The 17,131-nt window shown below is 58.9% G+C and carries 15 protein-coding genes and 1 pseudogene; 12 read left to right on the top strand and 4 right to left on the bottom strand.

Features of this window, described 5'->3' with window-relative positions; genetic code table 11:
- The first annotated feature begins 119 nt into the window (after positions 1-119).
- The 12 genes from RGR602_RS20405 (at position 120) to RGR602_RS20350 (ending at position 12,569) form a co-directional block, all read left to right on the top strand.
- Positions 120-1,250, top strand: coding sequence for a substrate-binding domain-containing protein (locus RGR602_RS20405; RefSeq protein WP_040113972.1), 1,131 nt, complete (start codon positions 120-122; stop codon positions 1,248-1,250).
- Between the two features lie 55 nt (positions 1,251-1,305).
- A complete protein-coding gene (locus RGR602_RS20400) occupies positions 1,306-2,889 on the top strand; it encodes a sugar ABC transporter ATP-binding protein (protein ID WP_040113971.1) in 1,584 nt (527 codons plus the stop codon).
- Positions 2,879-3,859: an ABC transporter permease gene (locus RGR602_RS20395; protein WP_040113970.1), complete on the top strand. Its 981-nt coding sequence runs from the start codon at positions 2,879-2,881 to the stop codon at positions 3,857-3,859. Before RGR602_RS20400 ends, RGR602_RS20395 begins: the two co-directional genes overlap by 11 nt.
- A 29-nt stretch (positions 3,860-3,888) precedes the next feature.
- The gene (locus RGR602_RS20390; protein ID WP_018328829.1) at positions 3,889-4,749 is read left to right on the top strand and encodes an NAD-dependent epimerase/dehydratase family protein; all 861 of its coding nucleotides are present in this window, start codon (positions 3,889-3,891) and stop codon (positions 4,747-4,749) included.
- A gap of 28 nt (positions 4,750-4,777) precedes the next feature.
- A complete protein-coding gene (locus RGR602_RS20385) occupies positions 4,778-5,488 on the top strand; it encodes a GntR family transcriptional regulator (protein WP_040113969.1) in 711 nt (236 codons plus the stop codon).
- 12 nt (positions 5,489-5,500) lie between these two features.
- A complete protein-coding gene (locus RGR602_RS20380) occupies positions 5,501-6,616 on the top strand; it encodes an isocitrate/isopropylmalate dehydrogenase family protein (protein ID WP_040113968.1) in 1,116 nt (371 codons plus the stop codon).
- Entirely contained in the window at positions 6,613-6,942 is a 330-nt protein-coding gene (locus RGR602_RS20375) for a putative quinol monooxygenase (protein ID WP_040113967.1), read from the top strand. The genes RGR602_RS20380 and RGR602_RS20375 overlap by 4 nt, the downstream gene beginning before the upstream one ends.
- Entirely contained in the window at positions 6,939-7,649 is a 711-nt protein-coding gene (locus tag RGR602_RS20370; RefSeq protein WP_040113966.1) for a haloacid dehalogenase type II, read from the top strand. Before RGR602_RS20375 ends, RGR602_RS20370 begins: the two co-directional genes overlap by 4 nt.
- Positions 7,650-7,663: 14 nt before the next feature.
- Positions 7,664-9,142 carry an aldehyde dehydrogenase gene (locus tag RGR602_RS20365; protein WP_040113965.1) on the top strand — a complete coding sequence of 493 codons (1,479 nt, stop codon included), beginning with the start codon at positions 7,664-7,666 and terminating at the stop codon, positions 9,140-9,142.
- A gap of 3 nt (positions 9,143-9,145) precedes the next feature.
- Entirely contained in the window at positions 9,146-10,420 is a 1,275-nt protein-coding gene (otnK, locus tag RGR602_RS20360) for a 3-oxo-tetronate kinase (protein ID WP_040113964.1), read from the top strand.
- Positions 10,417-11,064 (top strand): 3-oxo-tetronate 4-phosphate decarboxylase, encoded by a 648-nt coding sequence (otnC, locus tag RGR602_RS20355; protein ID WP_040113963.1) that lies wholly within the window; start codon positions 10,417-10,419, stop codon positions 11,062-11,064. Before otnK ends, otnC begins: the two co-directional genes overlap by 4 nt.
- A gap of 224 nt (positions 11,065-11,288) precedes the next feature.
- Entirely contained in the window at positions 11,289-12,569 is a 1,281-nt protein-coding gene (locus tag RGR602_RS20350; RefSeq protein ID WP_040114071.1) for a DUF3422 domain-containing protein, read from the top strand.
- A gap of 207 nt (positions 12,570-12,776) precedes the next feature.
- Here the strand turns inward: RGR602_RS20350 and RGR602_RS20345 are convergent, their stop codons facing one another.
- The 4 genes and pseudogenes from RGR602_RS20345 to RGR602_RS20330 all read right to left on the bottom strand — a co-directional run bounded on the left by RGR602_RS20345 (position 12,777) and on the right by RGR602_RS20330 (position 17,096).
- On the bottom strand, positions 12,777-14,207 hold the full coding sequence (locus RGR602_RS20345) for an aldehyde dehydrogenase family protein (RefSeq protein WP_040113962.1): 1,431 nt from the start codon (positions 14,205-14,207) through the stop codon (positions 12,777-12,779).
- A gap of 30 nt (positions 14,208-14,237) precedes the next feature.
- Positions 14,238-15,353, bottom strand: coding sequence for an NAD(P)-dependent alcohol dehydrogenase (locus RGR602_RS20340; RefSeq protein WP_040113961.1), 1,116 nt, complete (start codon positions 15,351-15,353; stop codon positions 14,238-14,240).
- Between the two features lie 233 nt (positions 15,354-15,586).
- Complete coding sequence (locus tag RGR602_RS20335; RefSeq protein ID WP_133939768.1) at positions 15,587-15,829, bottom strand: hypothetical protein; 243 nt, start codon at positions 15,827-15,829, stop codon at positions 15,587-15,589.
- 325 nt (positions 15,830-16,154) lie between these two features.
- Positions 16,155-17,096 (bottom strand): annotated as a pseudogene (locus RGR602_RS20330) (XdhC family protein).
- Between the last annotated feature and the right edge of the window lie 35 nt (positions 17,097-17,131).

The raw sequence follows: 17,131 nt of genomic DNA, 5'->3' as shown, positions 1-17,131 counted from the left end.
TGCCCGAGCCGGTTCGCTATGCTTCTGGACATTTCTTCAGTTGACACCTTTTATAAATGCGTTAACGTATACGTTATTGCATTCGAGGAGCTCAATAGGCCTTAATGGGAGGAACCAAGATGCCTTTGACCATGCGCAAGTCCCTACAGATGATCGCCCTTGCCACTGCCCTCGGCGGTAGCGCAGCCTATGCGCCGAGCGCTTTCGCGGTCGATATCGATAAACAGATCAAGGATATTGAAAGTCACCCGGCAAACGGGCCCAATGGCGAGAAAGCGACCCTCGCGAGCGACCTGAAGCTATCTGCCGAAGAGATCGAAAAGATCAAGGCGAAGCATGCCAAAGCGGCGATTGTGATGCACTACACGGCGTCTGACTGGGCCAAGGCCCAGATGGCCGGGCAAAAGAAGGCTCTGGAAGAGCTCGGCGTCGAGATCGTTGCGACGACTGATGCTGGATATCGCGCGGAGCAGCAGGTTTCAGACATCGAAAGCGTCATGGCGCTCAAACCTGACGTCATGATCACCGTTCCCGCCGAACAGTCAGCCACGGCCGCAGCATACAAGAAAGCTGCTGCCGCTGGCATCAAGATCATATTCCTTGACCAGACCGGCGCCGGGATGAAGGCTGGCAAAGACTATGTGAGCCTCGTCTCTTCCGACAACCGTGGCATGGGAAAGGTCGCCGCACTGCTCATGGCCAAGGCGCTCGACGGCAAGGGCGAAATCGGTCTCATCCCGCATGCGTCCGACCTTTTTGCCACCAAAGAACGCGTTGTCGGCTTCAAGGAAGCGATCAAGGATTATCCCGATATCAAGGTCGTGCAGGAGACCGGAGTCGGAGGCCCCGATTTCTCAAGCGAATCCGAGCGCGTCGCCTCCGCAATGCTGACGGCGCACCCGAACCTCAATGGCATCTGGGCGGTGTGGGACGTTCCAACGGAAGGCGTTCTGTCAGCGGCGCGCGCAGCGGGCGCGTCCAAGAACCTCGTCATCACCACTTGCGACCTTGGCGTCAACATCTCGATCGACATGGCAAAGAAGGGTTACGTCAAGGGAACGGGCTCGCAGCGTCCGTACGGCGCCGGCTATGCCGAGGGCATCCTTGCGGGATACGCCCTTCTCGGAAAGGACGCACCTCCCTACGTCGTGCTCCCGGCCCTTGCCGTGACCCGCGATAACCTGATCGAAGCGTGGCCGCAGTCTAACGGCGACCAGGCACCGACGATTCTCACCGACGCAATGAACTAACGGTGCGCGGGAGCGGCTCCGGCCGCTCCCCGTCCCAAAGCGGCGGACAACGACCATGAACACTCAAGCAGTCACCGAAACCGTCGTCGCCGTCAGGATGAGCGACGTGAGGAAATCGTTTGGCGGCGTGCACGCATTGCGCGGCGTCAGCCTGGCGATCCAAACCGGAACAATCCATGCGCTGGTCGGCGAAAATGGTGCCGGCAAGTCCACCCTGTTGAAGATCCTGCAGGGTGTGGTCACACCCACGGAGGGATCCATCGAGGTTTTTGGCGAGCACATGTCGTCAAGCTCTCCGGAGAATTCCCGCAGGCTCGGCATCGAGATGATCTTCCAGGACCTCAGCCTTATCCCCACCCTTTCGGTCGCCCAGAACATCTTCCTCAACCGAGAGCCCCGACGCTTGTCGATCTTGGTCGACGAGCGCAGGGAAATCGCACAGGCAGCCGAAATCATCGGCCAGCTCAACCTCAGGGTTGATCCGAGGACACCTGTTTTTGAACTCAGCCCCGGTCAGGCCCAGCTGACCGAAATCGCCAAGGCCATCCACCAGGACGCCAGGATCCTTATCCTTGACGAACCGACCTCGTCGCTGAGCGCACAGGAAGCCGACACTCTGTTCGGCATGTTGAAGAAGCTCACTGCGGCGGGAACAGCCGTGATCTACGTTTCGCACCGCATGACCGAGATCATGACCATCGCCGACGAGATCACGATACTGCGCGACGGTCAGAACGTGACCTCCGGGAAGACATCCGAATTCACGCTCGACTCGATCGTGCAGCACATGGTCGGCAAGCGTGTCACCGGCTTCCAATACCAGGCGCGCCCCATTGATCGCAACGGCAAACCCGCGCTGAGCGTACGTGGCCTTTCGGGCCCCTCGGGAAAACCCAACGATGTCAGCTTCGACGTCCACAAGGGCGAGATTGTGGGAATAGCAGGCCTCATGGGCGCGGGCCGGAGCGAGCTTGCCCGCCTCCTTTTCGGCGTCGATAAGAAAACTGGGGGAACCGTAGAACTCGGCGGCACTGCCGTTGAGTTCAAGTCGCCTTCGGATGCCATCAAGGCTGGCATCGTGCTTGTTCCGGAGAGCCGCCACGAGGAAGGTCTGGTTGTCGAGCACAGCGTCGGCGACAATCTTGGACTGCCGCAGATCGGTCAGCTCGTCCGCGGTCCCTTCATCGACCGTCGACGCGAGGGGACGCTGACCTCCGATCTCATCAAGCAACTGAGGATCAAGACGCCGTCCGCTGACAACAAGGTCAGGAACCTTTCAGGCGGCAACCAGCAGAAGATCGTTATCGCCAAATGGCTGGCGGTTGATCCCTCGGTTGTCATTCTCGACGAACCGACAGCAGGCGTCGACATCGGTTCAAAGGCCGAGATCGTAGAACTCATTCGGACCGTCGCCTCCTCCGGGAAGTCCGTCATCGTCATCTCGTCGGAACCTGCCGAGCTTCTGGCAACGAGCGACCGCATCCTTGTCATGAACAACGGAAGACTCGCGCGCGAAATCGAGCGCGACGAAATCGAGAGCTGGGCCACGACTGCCGGCGACGAAACCCAATCTCCGCTGATCCGCACCGAACTCGGTCTGCAGGTCGCAATTCAGAAGGCAACTCAAAATGTCCACTGAAGCCAAGACATTGAATACAGAGGCGGATGCAGCAACCCACATGCGGCCGTGGCACAGCAACTGGCGCGACTACGTCGTCTACATCGGCTTCGTCGTCATCTTCATCGTCTTCGCCGTCCTGCTGCAGGATCGCGGATTCCTATCTTCGAACAACTTGCTCAACATCCTGCGGCAGACTGCGATCGTCGCCATCGTTTCCATGGCAATGTCGTTCGTTCTCTCGGCGGGCGAGATCGACCTCTCCGTCGGAGCCATTGCGGGACTGTCGTCGGTGGTCGCTGGCCTGGTGCTGAGCCAGTATGGTCTATTCCCCGGCATTCTCGCGGGCTTAGGCCTCGGGCTGCTGGTAGGCGCCATAAACGGCGGCCTGACTGCCTATCTCAACATCCCGTCGTTCTTGGTGACGCTCGGCATGATGGGGATCGCGCGAGGGGTCGGAATGTGGGTGAGTGGCACCTCGCCTGTTCCGATCATCAACGACACGTTCATTTTCATCTTTGGTTCCGGCAACATCGGCCCTGTTCCCGTCCTCGTTGTCTGGGTCGCCATTCTGGGTATCATCGCCCATATCGCGCTCCGCAAGACACCGTTCGGCCGCAAGGTCATGTCGGCAGGCGGAAACTCGATCGCAGCTCGCTACAGCGGCGTCGATGTCCGGAAAATCAAGTTCCAGGTGCTGCTACTGACGGGGATGGCCGCTGCGATCGCGGGCATGCTCTATGCTGGACGCCTGCAGTCTGGACGCTTCCAGCTTGGCGAAGGCGACGAGCTATCTGTCATCGCAGCCGTGGTTCTCGGCGGCACCAGCCTATTCGGCGGACGCGGCACCGTAATCGGTTCCATCGTCGGCGCCCTGCTCATCGGTGTCATCAACAACGGTCTTATTCTTGGCGGCCTCGACTACAGCCAGCAGCTCATCGCGCGCGGAATGCTCATCATCCTGGCTGTGGCGGTCGGCCGAAGCCGCTAACCTGGAAGGTTCTACGGAGGTATTACGATATGAGAGTTTTAGTAACAGGCGGCAGCGGCAAACTGGGTAGAGCCACGATCAAGCATCTGGTTGAGAGCGGCCACGACGTCATCAACGCGGATACGATCGCGCCGCCAGAAAACCTCTGCCCCTTCGTCAAGGTCGATTTCGAGGACATGCGCGCCACGATCGAGGCGATCAGTGGCTTTGATTGGGACCACAATCGCAACACTGAAGCCGTCGTGCATCTGGCCGCTGTGCCGATGCCGGGACGAGTTGCACCTGCTGACGTTTTCCGGGTCAACACCATCTCGACCTTCAATGTTTTCGAGTCATGCCGATTGCTCGGCATCAAGAACATCGTGTGGGCGTCGAGCGAGACCCTGCTCGGCATTCCTTACGAGATCAAGCCTGACTATCTGCCGGCGGACGAGAATTACCAGTCGCGCCCGGAAACGTCCTATTCCCTCTCGAAGCATCTCGGCGAGGAGATGGCAAAGCAGTATTGCCGATGGGACAGCCAGCTCAAGATCGTTTGCCTACGCTTCTCCAACGTTATGGATGAGAGCGAGTATGCCGACTTCCCGGCCTTCGAGCAGAACCCTGGCAGCAGACGCTTCAACCTTTGGACCTATATCGACGCCCGCGACGGGGCACAGGCGATCCGACGCTCGCTCGAGTGGAGCGGCAAAGGTGCCGAGGTCTTCATCATCGCAAACGACGATGGGGTCATGACCACCTCCAACGAGGAACTCGTCAGGACGTGGTATCCGGGGGTCTCGTTCAAGAAGCAGATCGGGAAGAACGAAACCTTGCTGTCCATCGACAAAGCAAAGAGCGTTCTCGGATACCAGCCTGAACATAGCTGGCGAAAATATGTAGGCTCCTGAGAAATCAGCCTGCTTGAAGGGAAAGAAAATGCCGACCAGGAAACAGACAGCACCGGTCTCCGAGATCAAAGAGGACGCCTTCGCGAAAACAATGACCGCGACAGCGCACCTTCGGTTGCGGCAGCTCATCCTGGATAACAAGTGGGCACCCGGTTACCAGGCAACCGAACAGGAAGTCGCGTCCCAGTTGGGAATGAGCCGGACGCCCGTGAGGGAGGCGCTCATGCGCCTCCAGCAGGACGGACTTGTCTCGGTGATCCCGAGGCATGGAATGCGGGTCCTGCCGATTTCTATTTCTGACATGAAGGAAATTTACGAAATCCTGACGTCGCTGGAAAGTACGGCAGCAGAGCTGGCCGCCAGCCGCCAGCTTTCCGAGGATCAACTCCGGGGTCTCGAAAAGGCGACGGCCGACATGGACCATGCGCTTTCGCAAGATGACTTGGAGCGCTGGGCGCAGGCGGACGCGAGATTTCATGAGCAACTGCTCGAACTTGGCGGCAACCAGATGCTCAAGTCGGTCGTCCTCAATTTCATCGACCGCGCACATCGCGTCAGGATGGTGACGCTGAAGATGCGTCCCAAGCCGGTTAACTCAACCCGCGAACATGCAGAACTCGTGCAAGCAATCCGCGAAGGCGACCGCGAAAAGGCACGAAACATTCACAAGGCGCACCGGGAACGGGCAGGCAAGGAACTGCTTGACCTCCTCGAGCGCCTCGGCCTCAACCACCTCTAGGACAGGTTTCAAATGTCATCGTTGAACAACACTCTCAAGATCGCAGTCCTTCCCGGCGACGGGATCGGCAGGGAAGTCATGCCTGCATGCCTGGAATTGATCGACGCCGCGGTCGGCCAGGCGGGCGCGCCACCGCTCGTGTTCGAGACGCATCAGGCCGGTGCGCAGCACTACGCGGAGACCGGCGAGGCCCTGCCCGCCGCCGCGCTCGAGGCCTGCCGGACATCCGACGCAATCCTCTTCGGCGCGATGGGCTGGCCCGACATCCGCTTCCCGGACGGAACGGAAATCATTCCGCAGCTCGACCTGCGCATGGAGTTCGGCCTGTTTGCGGGTGTCCGTCCGATCCGGTGGTTTCCCGGTCTCCCGAAAGTGCTTTCCGATCCTCGCGCCGAAGGAATCGACTTCGTGCTGGTCCGCGAGCAGACAGAAGGCCTGTTTTATGCGCGTGGCCGTGGCGAGGTCCTGAACGACCAGGAGGCCTACGACACGATGCAGATCACGCGGGCCGGCACCGAGCGCGTTTCCGAATTCGCTTTCCAGCTGGCCGCGCAGCGCAAACGCCGCGGCAAGCCCGGCACGGTGACCTGCGTCGACAAGGCGAATGTCTTCAGTTCGATGGCTTTCTTCCGGAAGGTCTTCGACGAGGTCGCCGCGAAGCACCCCGAGTTGCAGAAGGACTATGCCTATGTCGACGCGCTGGCGCTCAACATGGTGAAGAAGCCCTGGACGCTCGACGTTCTGGTGACCGAGAACATGTTCGGCGACATACTTTCCGATCTTGCGGCCGGCCTGATTGGCGGCATGGGGATGGCCCCTTCGGCGGACATCGGTGATACCCACGGCCTATTCCAGCCGGCACACGGGACCGCTCCCGACATCGCGGGCAAGGGCGTCGCCAATCCAAGCGCAATGTTTCTGTCGGGCGCGATGATGCTCGACTGGCTGGCGGTGAAGCACGGCGAGCAGCGGCTTGCTGACGCCGCCAGGCTGATCGAGGCGGCGGTTGAGCGCACCCTGTCGACCAAGACCGCGGTTCCCATGGAGTATGGCGGGAGCGCCAATTGCGCGGAGATGACGCGCAGCGTGATCGGCGCTCTAGGTGCCGTCCGCAAGGAGGTCGCATGAGTTCGGCATCCACAGGCTTTGTCGTAGTCGTAGAATTCGTCGTTCGAACCCAATTCGCCGATAATTTCCATTCGGCGATGACCGAGAATGCGGCGACGTCGCTGCGCGACGAACCGAACTGCGAAGTCTTCGATGTCTGTCGCGACCCTGAGCGGCCGGAGCGCACCTACCTCTATGAAGTCTACGGTTCAAAAGCCGATTTCGACTTCCACCTGAAGACGCCGCACTTCCTGGGCTTTGACGCGATGGTTCGAGACTGGGTGGCCGAAAAGCGAGTGGAAACGTTCGAGCGCGTTTCGTCCCACAAGAAGGAGGCCGGTAGATGACTAGCAGCGTCAAGGCCATTGTCTTCGACACGTTCGGCACGGTCGTCGACTGGCGGGGTTCAATCATCCGCGATCTCACCGCCTGGGGCGCGGCGGAGGGCCTGCAGATCGACTGGGCCGGCCTCGTCGACCGCTGGCGAGACCGTTACAATCCCCAGAAGGCGCGCGTGCGCAGCGGCGAGTTGCCGTGGACGAACCTGGACGAACTCCACTTCGATGCCTTGAAGGCAGTGTTCGCAGAGATGGGACTGGCCGAACTCGAGCACGACCGGATGATGCACGTCAACAGGGTCTGGCATCGCCTGGACGGCTGGCCCGACGCATCGCGCGGGCTGCACCGGCTGAAGTCGAAGTTTATCATCGGCCCGCTGTCCAACGCCAATGTCGCCATTCTCGTCAACATGGCAAAGCATGCCGACTTGCCTTGGGACAACGTGTTCTCCTGCGAGCTTTTCCAGCACTACAAGCCCGATCCGGAGACCTACCTCGGGGTCTGCAAACTCCTTTATCTGGAGCCCGGGGCCGTCATGATGTGCGCTGCCCACAATTACGACCTTGCCGCCGCGCGCAGCCTTGGCCTTAAAACCGCATTCATCGCACGACCCACCGAATACGGCGAGGGTCAGACCACCGACCTCACAGCCGAGCAGCGCTGGGATTACGTCGCCGACGATCTCGAAGACCTCGCCCGACAACTCGGATGCTAGAAGAGAGAAAGACAATGCAGACATACAAGATGTTCATCGACGGAAAGTGGGAAGACGCTGCCAACGGAGACACGTTCGAGACGAAGAACCCTTTCAACGGGCAGACCTGGGCCGCTATTCCGAAGGGCGGCAGGGAGGACGCGGAACGAGCAGTCGAGGCTGCGCACGGCGCCTTCACGAGCGGTGCGTGGCCGAAGCTCACCGCGAGCGCCCGCGGACATCTTCTTCGGCGTCTTGGCGACCTGATCGCCGAGAATGCGGAGCATCTCGCGACGATCGAGGTTACGGACAACGGCAAGCTCATCAACGAGATGCTGTTTCAGCTCAAGTACATCCCGCAGTGGTACTACTACTTCGGCGGGCTGGCGGACAAGATCGAAGGAGCGGTCATCCCGATCGACAAGGCGGACACCTTCAACTTCACTCGAAACGAGCCGCTCGGCGTCTGCGTCGGGATCACGCCGTGGAACTCCCCTCTCCTGCTGCTCGCCTACAAGCTGGCGCCGGCTCTCGCCGCAGGGAACACCTTCGTGGCAAAGCCCTCGGAGTTCACGTCTGCTTCGACCCTTGAGTTCGCAAAGCTCGTTGAACAGGCTGGCTTTCCCGCGGGCGTCTTCAACGTCGTCACAGGGTTCGGCGCGGACGTCGGCGAGACGCTGACGACCCACAAGTACGTCGCCAAGATCGCTTTCACGGGAAGCGAAGGCACCGGGCGCAAGATCGGCGAGCTTGCAGCACGCAACTTCAAGAAGGTTACGCTTGAACTCGGCGGCAAGAGCCCGCACATCGTCTTCGACGATGCGGAGATCGACAATGCCGTGAACGGGGTGATCTCCGGCATCTTCGCTGCCACCGGACAGACATGCATCGCGGGCTCAAGACTGCTCGTGCAGCGCAAGATCCACGACCAGTTCCTCGAGAAGATCGTCAACCTCGCAAAAACAGCGAGAATGGGCGATCCGCTATTGACGTCGACGCAGGTTGGCCCGGTGACGACACCGCCGCAACTCGAGAAAATCCTCAGCTATATCGACATCGCAAAAGGCGAAGGTGCCGAATGCGTTCTCGGCGGGGGGCGGCCGGACAATCCCGAGCTGTCCAAGGGCTGGTTCGTTGAACCCACCATCTTCTCCGGGGTCCGCAACGACATGCGCATCGCGCAGGAGGAGGTCTTTGGCCCGGTTCTGGCGGTCATCCCCTTCGACAGCGATGAGGAAGCCGTGCATATTGCCAATGACACCAATTACGGGCTGGCCGCGGGCTTCTGGACACAGGACATGCGTCGTATCCTGAAAGTTTCGGCCGCCATCCAGGCGGGTACGGTCTGGGTCAACACCTACCGCGTCATCAGCTATATGTCTCCCCTTGGAGGCTACAAGCACTCCGGCATCGGTCGCGAGAATGGCATCGCCTCGATCCAGAACTACATGCAGACGAAGAGCGTGATGATCTCGACTGCTGAAGACGTCGCCAACCCCTTCATCATGAGGTGATCCATGGTGGTCGCCGGAAACTTGCTGGTCGGCTGCGTGGCCGACGATTTCACGGGAGCGACCGACGTCGCGAACATTTTCGCGCGCGCCGGCCTCAAAACGACGGTACTGATCGGCGTTCCAGAAGACGACCGGGACATTGACGCCGACGTAATCGTTGTTGCCCTCAAGACTCGAACGACACCTCCGCAAATGGCGGTAGAGCAGTCCTTGGTCGCGCTGCGATGGCTGCGTGGCCGTGGCGCGCAGAAGTACTACTTCAAGTATTGCTCGACGTTCGATTCCACGGCGAAGGGCAACATCGGCCCGGTCGCCGACGCGATGCTTGCGGAGCTTGGCCAATCCATAACGATCGCCTGCCCCGCCTTCCCTGCCAACGGCCGGACGGTTTACAAGGGCAACCTGTTCGTCGGCGACGTGCCGCTGGACGAGTCGGGCATGCGCAATCATCCGCTGACGCCGATGATAGACGCGAACCTGCTGCGCGTGCTCGGGCCGCAGTCGCGGGCCGAAATCACCGGATGCTATTACGAGACGGTGAGGCAAGGGGCGTCCGCCATCGCCGAATGGGCCGCCACCATTTGCGGCGACGGCACGCGTATTGTCGTCGTCGACGCCCTGGCTGACGAGGACCTTGTCGAGATTGCCCAGGCGTTCAAGGATTTCGTGCTATTCACCGGGGCGTCGGGCCTGGCATATGGGCTGGCCCGTGTTCTTCTTGTAGGCGGGAACAGTCGCGACGCTGCCGTTACGACTGACTTGGACGAAGGCTACAGAGCCGTCGTCTCCGGTAGCTGCTCGGTCGCGACCAACGGGCAGGTGGAGGCGATGCTCGCCGACCACGAGGGTTTCCGCGTCGACGTCTCGAAGCTGGCGGGGGGAGGCGACGTCGTCGGCGAGGCCGTCGAGTGGGCGTCGTCCCGGCTGGGCCGCAAGCCTGTTCTCATCTATGCGACGGCTCCGCCTGACGAGGTGAAGGAAAACCAACGCCAGCTGGGCGTCGCGCAGTCCGGCGAGATGGTCGAGGCCGCCCTCTCCTCAATCGCGCGAAGGCTCGTCGAGAAGGGTGTGAGCGAACTTATCGTCGCCGGCGGCGAGACGTCGGGAGCGGTGGTGAAGTCGCTCGGCGTCGACCAGCTCTCGATTGGCAACGAAATCGCCCCCGGAGTTCCGTGGGTACACGCAAAGAGCCAGGGGCGACCTCTGTCGCTCGCGTTGAAGTCGGGCAACTTCGGCGAACGGGACTTCTTCATGGACGCTTGGGACCGGCTACGATGATGGGCTCCATATCCGAAGAGACGAAGGTACGCGACGAGATGGTCGAGGTCGGCCGCTCGCTCTTCGACCGCGGGCTGACCGCAGGATCGACTGGCAACATCAGCGTCCGTCTGTCGGACGGTCGCATTCTGATGACGCCCACCAACGCTTCGCTGGGCGTGCTCGATCCAGCGCGACTCTCCTGCTTTTCGGCGGAAGGCGTGCATGTCGGAGGTGACAAGCCCACCAAGGAGGCGTTCCTCCACAAGTGCATGTATTGCGGCAAGGACAATCGCCGAGCCGTCGGCCACCTGCATTCAACCTATTCGGTTGCCGTCAGCTTGCTGAAGCAGGTCAACGAGCGCGACGTTCTGCCGCCCCTGACCGCCTACTATGTAATGCGTATCGGCTTCCTGCCGCTCGTGCCGTATTTTCCTCCCGGCGACGAAGCGCTCGCGGCGGCGGTGGGAGCCGCCGCCGCGAACCATCATGCGGTGTTGATGGCAAACCATGGACCTGTCGTCGCGGGCAAGTCCCTAAAGGACGCCCAGTACGCGACAGAGGAGTTGGAGGAAACGGCGAAGCTCTTTTTGCTCTTGCAGAACCACGAGGTCCGGCCGCTCACCGCCGAGCAGAGGACCACCTTGATCAATCTTTCCAAGTGACTGAGAGGCTTTTCGCGGACCAGATAGAAATGAAGCGTGCTCAGAGGGGAGAATTGGCGCGACGAAGCGACCTTTTGTGAGAAGCCTGAGCGTACTGCGACCTTTTGAAGTGAGGACTACCGGATCAAAGAATCCTTTACACCCGCGGGGGGCTTTCAAGTTGATTGCATCCGCTTCATATAGGATCGCCAATTCATGTGCTTTTGAAAATGGGGAAGATCGACGTGACTTCAAAGGGCGCAGAAGAAGAAGCTTCCCCAACGACATCCGTCCCAGCACCGCGTGTCTCCAGTCCAGCTGCATGCAAACCAGAGACAGCAGATTTTAACTCCGAGCTTCACGCTCGACCGTCCATTTATTTCGACGGTCCCGCGATCGTTGAGCAGGTTGCTTTCATGCCTTTAGATGGAGCGATCAAGGAGTTCCATGACAGCCTTGAAGCCGACGGTGGGATCTCAGTCAGAGTTGAACGACATACCGAGTTCGTGACGGTCACACGGGTCCGAAAATTAGATACCGACCCCGAGCGTTGGCCAGAACCAGACCTCTCCGAAGGTGATTTTGCGCGGCTGGCAGGATTGACCTCTCCTCTCCTCGTTTGCCACGTCAGTATCCTTGTCCTCGGGAACCCGCCTGGAAAGCTGGAATCTGTTCTGAACGCCCTCGACTTCGGCGATACCGCCGCGTCATCGATTGGCGGGGGGGCGGCCCAGGTGTGCTCCGATTTTCGCGTTCGAGGGGACAATTCAAGTAGAATCATCCTGTTCAACAAGGATCTGAATGCACATCGCCTGGGGCGCATGGTACGTCGCATCTTTGAGATCGAAACGTACAGGTCAATGGCGCTGCTCGGATTGCCAGAGGCGCGTCGTCTTGCGCCTCTTCTCAGCGGATATGACGCGGACCTCGTACAGCTGACCAATCGCAACTTGAGTACGCCAGCTCATCAGCATAAGCAATTGCTTGAGGAGATTACGGTACTCTCGTCGCATATCATTTCGGCCACCGCCGAGACCAGAAACAGGTTCGGCGCAACTGCTGCCTACGCCAAAATTGTTGAAGAGCGGATCGCGCTTTTACGGGAAACCCATGTCCCAGGTTATCAACGTTTCGGTACGTTCGTGGAGCGGCGATTCAAGCCGGCGGTGCGCACCTGCGAAGCAACTGCGTTGAGGCTCGAGCAGTTATCAAGAGCTGCGATGCACTTGCTCGACCTGTTACAAACCAGAATTCAGGTCGAAATTGAATTCCAGAACGCTACGCAGATCCAGGCAATGGCGGATCGAGCGGCGACGCAGGTTAAGATCCAGCGCGCGGTCGAAAGCTTTTCGATCATCGCAATCAGCTATTATCTGCTGAGCTTGCTGAAATTTATATATGAGACAGCAGTCCACGCTGGGTTCCATATCGACCCGGTGATTATGCTCGTTGCTGTTCCGATAGTTGTGGGAGCTGTTGCGATCACTATCCTCCGCGTTAAGCATGCTTTGAAAGCAGAGAGCTAGGCTCGTTGCCCTGTCGCGGTGAGTATTAGTGGGGTTACGGCAGGCACCGACAATGTCGCGTGAAAACTACCGCAGTTGATGTTCGACCGCCACATCACACCCGCCCTATGGAATTGGCCGTCACGCGGGCGGGCGGCTCACGTGACGGTATAAATCCTATTTTGCTGACGCCGAGCGGTTAACACAAATGCCGTGGGTGGACGAATCTCACGCTACCGTCGCTACCTTCTTTGTAACGATCGTTTGTGCGTTGGTGAATTCCAAGAGCCCTTGGATCGCATTCTCCACACCAATACCGGACTGCTTGTGCCCTGAGAAAGTAGCGTGCGGTGAAAAGGCATGGATCTCGTTGATCCAGATGGTTCCACATTCTAACCGCTCGGCAATCTTGCGAGCAGCGGAGGGGTCGGCCGACCAAACTGACCCTCCGAGCCCGTAGATTGTGTCGTTGGCACGCACAACCACATCGTCCAGATCCGAGAACTTGAGCAATGGCAATACGGGGCCAAATGCCTCCTCTACGACCACCCGCGCATCATCGGGGGGATTGTCGACTATTGCAACGGGCACGAAATAACCCTTGCCTTCCGGTACATCGCCGCCGAGCAGAAACTTGAGTCCCTTATCGCGAGCATCGGCAAGAAGATCTTTCACTTTCTCGAACTGCATTTTATTTTGAATTGGGCCGAGATCGACGCCCTGCTCTGATCCGTCTCCAAGCTTCACCGTCTTGGCATACTCAACCAGTTCGTGACTCAACGCGTCATAAATGTCGGCGTGAACAAATAGTCTCTTCGCCGCAACGCAAAGCTGTGCGCTATTTTGAAAAGCCGCCCAGAATATTTCCTTGGCAACCACCTTAGGATCAACATCCGGCAAAACAATCGCTGCATCGTTGCCGCCCAGTTCCAAGGTGATGCGTTTCAACGTTCCGGCTGCGCTTTCCATGATGCGCTTGCCGGTTTGGGTGGAGCCTGTGAAGGAGATTTTGCCAATGTCGGGATGATTGGTCATTAATTGCCCGAGTTCATTCCCGCCGGATACGACGTTGAGAACTCCTGGAGGCAAGACATCACGCATCATCTCACCGATCTTGAGCGTGGCGAGTGGTGTGTATGGTGATGGTTTTACGATGATGGTGTTACCTGCAAGAAGTGCGGGTAGTACCTTCCAAATGGCCAAAAGAATTGGGTAGTTCCACGGTGTGATCGCTCCAACCACCCCGATTGGAACGTGCCGCGTTTCGACGGTGCGTTCCGCCGAATCCTCGGCGATGTGAACAGGCAATTCTTGCTTAGCAATCTCGCGGCACCAGATAATTGCGCCAGTTAATTCCCATTCGGCTCCCGAACGAGGCTTGCCTTGTTCGCGAGTTAGAAGGCGCATAAGCTCCTCCTTGTGCTGTTCTAGCCTCTCGCCAATCGCCGCCACAAGCGCCTGGCGTTCGGCTGGCGGCCTGTTGCTCCATCCGGGAAATGCCGCGCGGGCCGCTACGACTGCCGCGTCGAGTTCTTCGCGGCCTGCAGAGGGTACCTGGGCGATGATCTCCTCGGTCGCCGGGTTGAGCACAGCTGCGGTCTTGGCGGCGGAAACGGCCACGCCGCCGATCGTCATTGTATAATCACTGTCAAAATTCATAGGCTTCGCTCCTATTCAATGAAGTAGGAATCAGGCGGACTTCCGCGGGCGCAGAACAGGCTTCAGTACTTTGCCGCTCTCCGAGGCAGCACAAGCTTCGTTGATTTCGTCGAGGTCATAGAACTCGATAAGCTTGTCGAAGGGGAACCGTCCCTGCTTCCACAACTCGATGAGCTGAGGAATGAAGGTGTCAGGTACACTTTCTCCTTCAATCACCCCGCGAATGGTGCGCCCAAAAAGAATGTTGTTCATGTCAAACGTCACTTCCGTGCCCAGAGCAGCGGCTCCGACCAGGGCGCAAACTCCCGTTAGTCGTAAGCAATCTACGGCCTGTCGGAAAACTGCTGGGATAGAAGTGCACTCGAGTGAGTATTGGACACCGAGTCCGCCAGTCAATTCTTGTATGGCTTTTACGACATCGCCGGTCCGGCCGTTGATCACATGGGTTGCTCCCAACTCCTTCGCCAATTGGAGCCGCCCATCATTGAGATCGACGGCTACGATCGTCATGCAGCCAACAACTTTGGCGGCCATAACGGCGGCGAGACCAACGGAGCCGGCCCCAAATATTGCGATGCTTGTCCCGGCAACAGGGCGAAGCGCATTCATAACCGTGCCGGCGCCCGTTGAGATGCCACACCCCAAAGGGCCCATGATTTCCAACGGAACACTCTTATCGATCTTGACGACGTTGCGCTCCGTAGCAAGTGCATGCGTGCCGAACGAAGACTGGCGGAAGAAACAACCGCTGACGCGCTCTCCGTTGCAGCAGTGATAAGGCGTCGAACCATCACTCCGGCCGCCGCCAAAATTATAACCGAAGAATTCGAGGCAGTAGCCCGCCTCACCTTTTTGGCAGTTCTCACACTTGCCACATGAACCAAATGCTAGCACCACGTGATCGCCGGGCACCACTTTAGTTACGGCGGACCCGACCTTGAGCACAACGCCCGCACCTTCGTGTCCAAGGACAGCAGGCAACGGTGTCGGGTAATATTGGTCTCGAACAACTATGTCGGTGTGACATACGCCAACTCCGACGACTTCGATCACAACCTCATCGGGTCGCGGATCTTCGAGCTCCAGTTTTGTAATTTCGAACGGCTGCGATTTGCCTCTTACGACGGCCGATGTGCATTCGAACATGTCGCCTCTCTCCCAGTTGCAAACACAATGTCATTCACGCGCACGACCCCCTCGCCGTGATGAGAATATGACGCTTTTCGCCCACAAGACGGGCAACCTGCCCATCGCCACCTCAGGCGAAACGCGCAGAACTCTCCTCCCCTTTTGGATTTCGCCTGACTGTCAGGCTCGTCGAGCGCCAAGAGAAGCTAGACCACAAAGTTCAATAGTGCAAGCTATCTTGTAAAGTTTGCTCAATGGGCAATCGGATGAAAGGCGGCCACAAATGTCAATGGCGCCGAGGTGACGATCAAAAGTGAGTCAAGTAGCGCCACTATGCGGTGAGTGGGGATGGTGAATTTGTCTTTGGGAATATTTTTGGCGCTCGCTGAGGTCTTTCCACGTGCCAACTGCAGCCAAATCAAGTTCATTAGCGCAATTGATCCCATTCGAGAACTAGATGCAGCATCGTTTCCGGTCTGCTTCTTCTCCGCCAACCCTCCCGTCGCCGAATCGGCCGAACCAACAGGGGAAACCGGACCTCCCCTACGAGACGCGCAGAGCCGGCGCGTAGGGGCACCCGCCCAGCAACACAGTGGTGGATGAAGGCTTCGTCAGACTCTGAGACGGCGCAAGCCATGGAGGGTATTATCGAGAGCCGAGGGGTTCGTGACCCCTAAAGCGGTGACCTTATTCGGGCTCCGTGAGCGCGCTGTGAACAGAGCGCTGCGCCGAAGTCGGCTCGTCAAGCCTGTTACGACCGCTCGCATAGCACGTCGGCGCGTCCTTCTTCAGGTAACATCTCGCTGGGGCGACCGTATTTCATGTCTGGAATTTTGCAGACATTCTCGCCGCCACGACGTCTGCGACGATCGACAATGCCAGAGAAGACGCACTCTTGGCTTTCCCGAAAATTCCGATCGGAGCTTTGATCCGGTCGATATCGGCCTCGCTATAGCCGTCGTCGGCCAGAGCCTTGATCCGCCTACCGTGTGTGCGCAAACTTCCCAAAGCTCCGATATAAAAGGCCCGGCTGTCGAGCACGAGCCGCAAGTGCGGTATCTCCCGGTCAAGGTCGTGATAGAGCAATGCGACCGCGGTAAATGGATCGATCAACGACTTTAAAGAACTGGCCGTCATCTGGCCGTCGACGAGATGAATGTCTATGCCGGCGGCGCGCGCGGCGTCTGCCGTTGCCGTCGCTTCGATCGAACGGCCAAAAACGAGCAGTCTGGTAGTCGGTTGGTAGGCGATGACGAAATCTTCACGATCCTACTGCGACACACCACGGAACCGACGGTCGACGGATAGTCGCTCCGAGGCGGGACTATATCTGAGAGCTGTTCCCCGTCTTAGCTCTAGTTCACCGATCACCTCCTCCAATTCTTTGACGCTCCGCAGCCGGTGGATAGCGAGATTGATCCCTCCTCCGCAGGGAAGAACGATATCAAAAAACCGCGACCCTTCGCCGAGCCGGAGGAAGCGATCATGCCCGTTTTGCAAGGCCTCCAATGCTTCTGCTGCAACGGCGTTCTCTGTACAACCGCCAGAAACAAAGCCGCAATAGAGTCCATCCGCCCTGACGACCATTTGCGAGCCGAGCGGGCGTGCCGAGCCGCCGTGGATCTCGACCAAGGTCACCAGGGCGGTCGCTATCCCCGCCTCGACCGAGGCGTGAGCATAACGCAAAATTTCAAGAGGCTCGTCTGTCGAGAGGCCTATCGCGGGGACGACAGGGTCCGTCATCGGGTCCCGCGCCGCCATGGCTTCCTCCAGCGATAGGTCACATTTCTCTCCTA

It is taken from the genome of Rhizobium gallicum bv. gallicum R602sp (assembly GCF_000816845.1).
Classification (GTDB): Bacteria; Pseudomonadota; Alphaproteobacteria; order Rhizobiales; family Rhizobiaceae; genus Rhizobium; species Rhizobium gallicum.
This window is presented reverse-complemented; position numbering and strand designations above follow the sequence as displayed.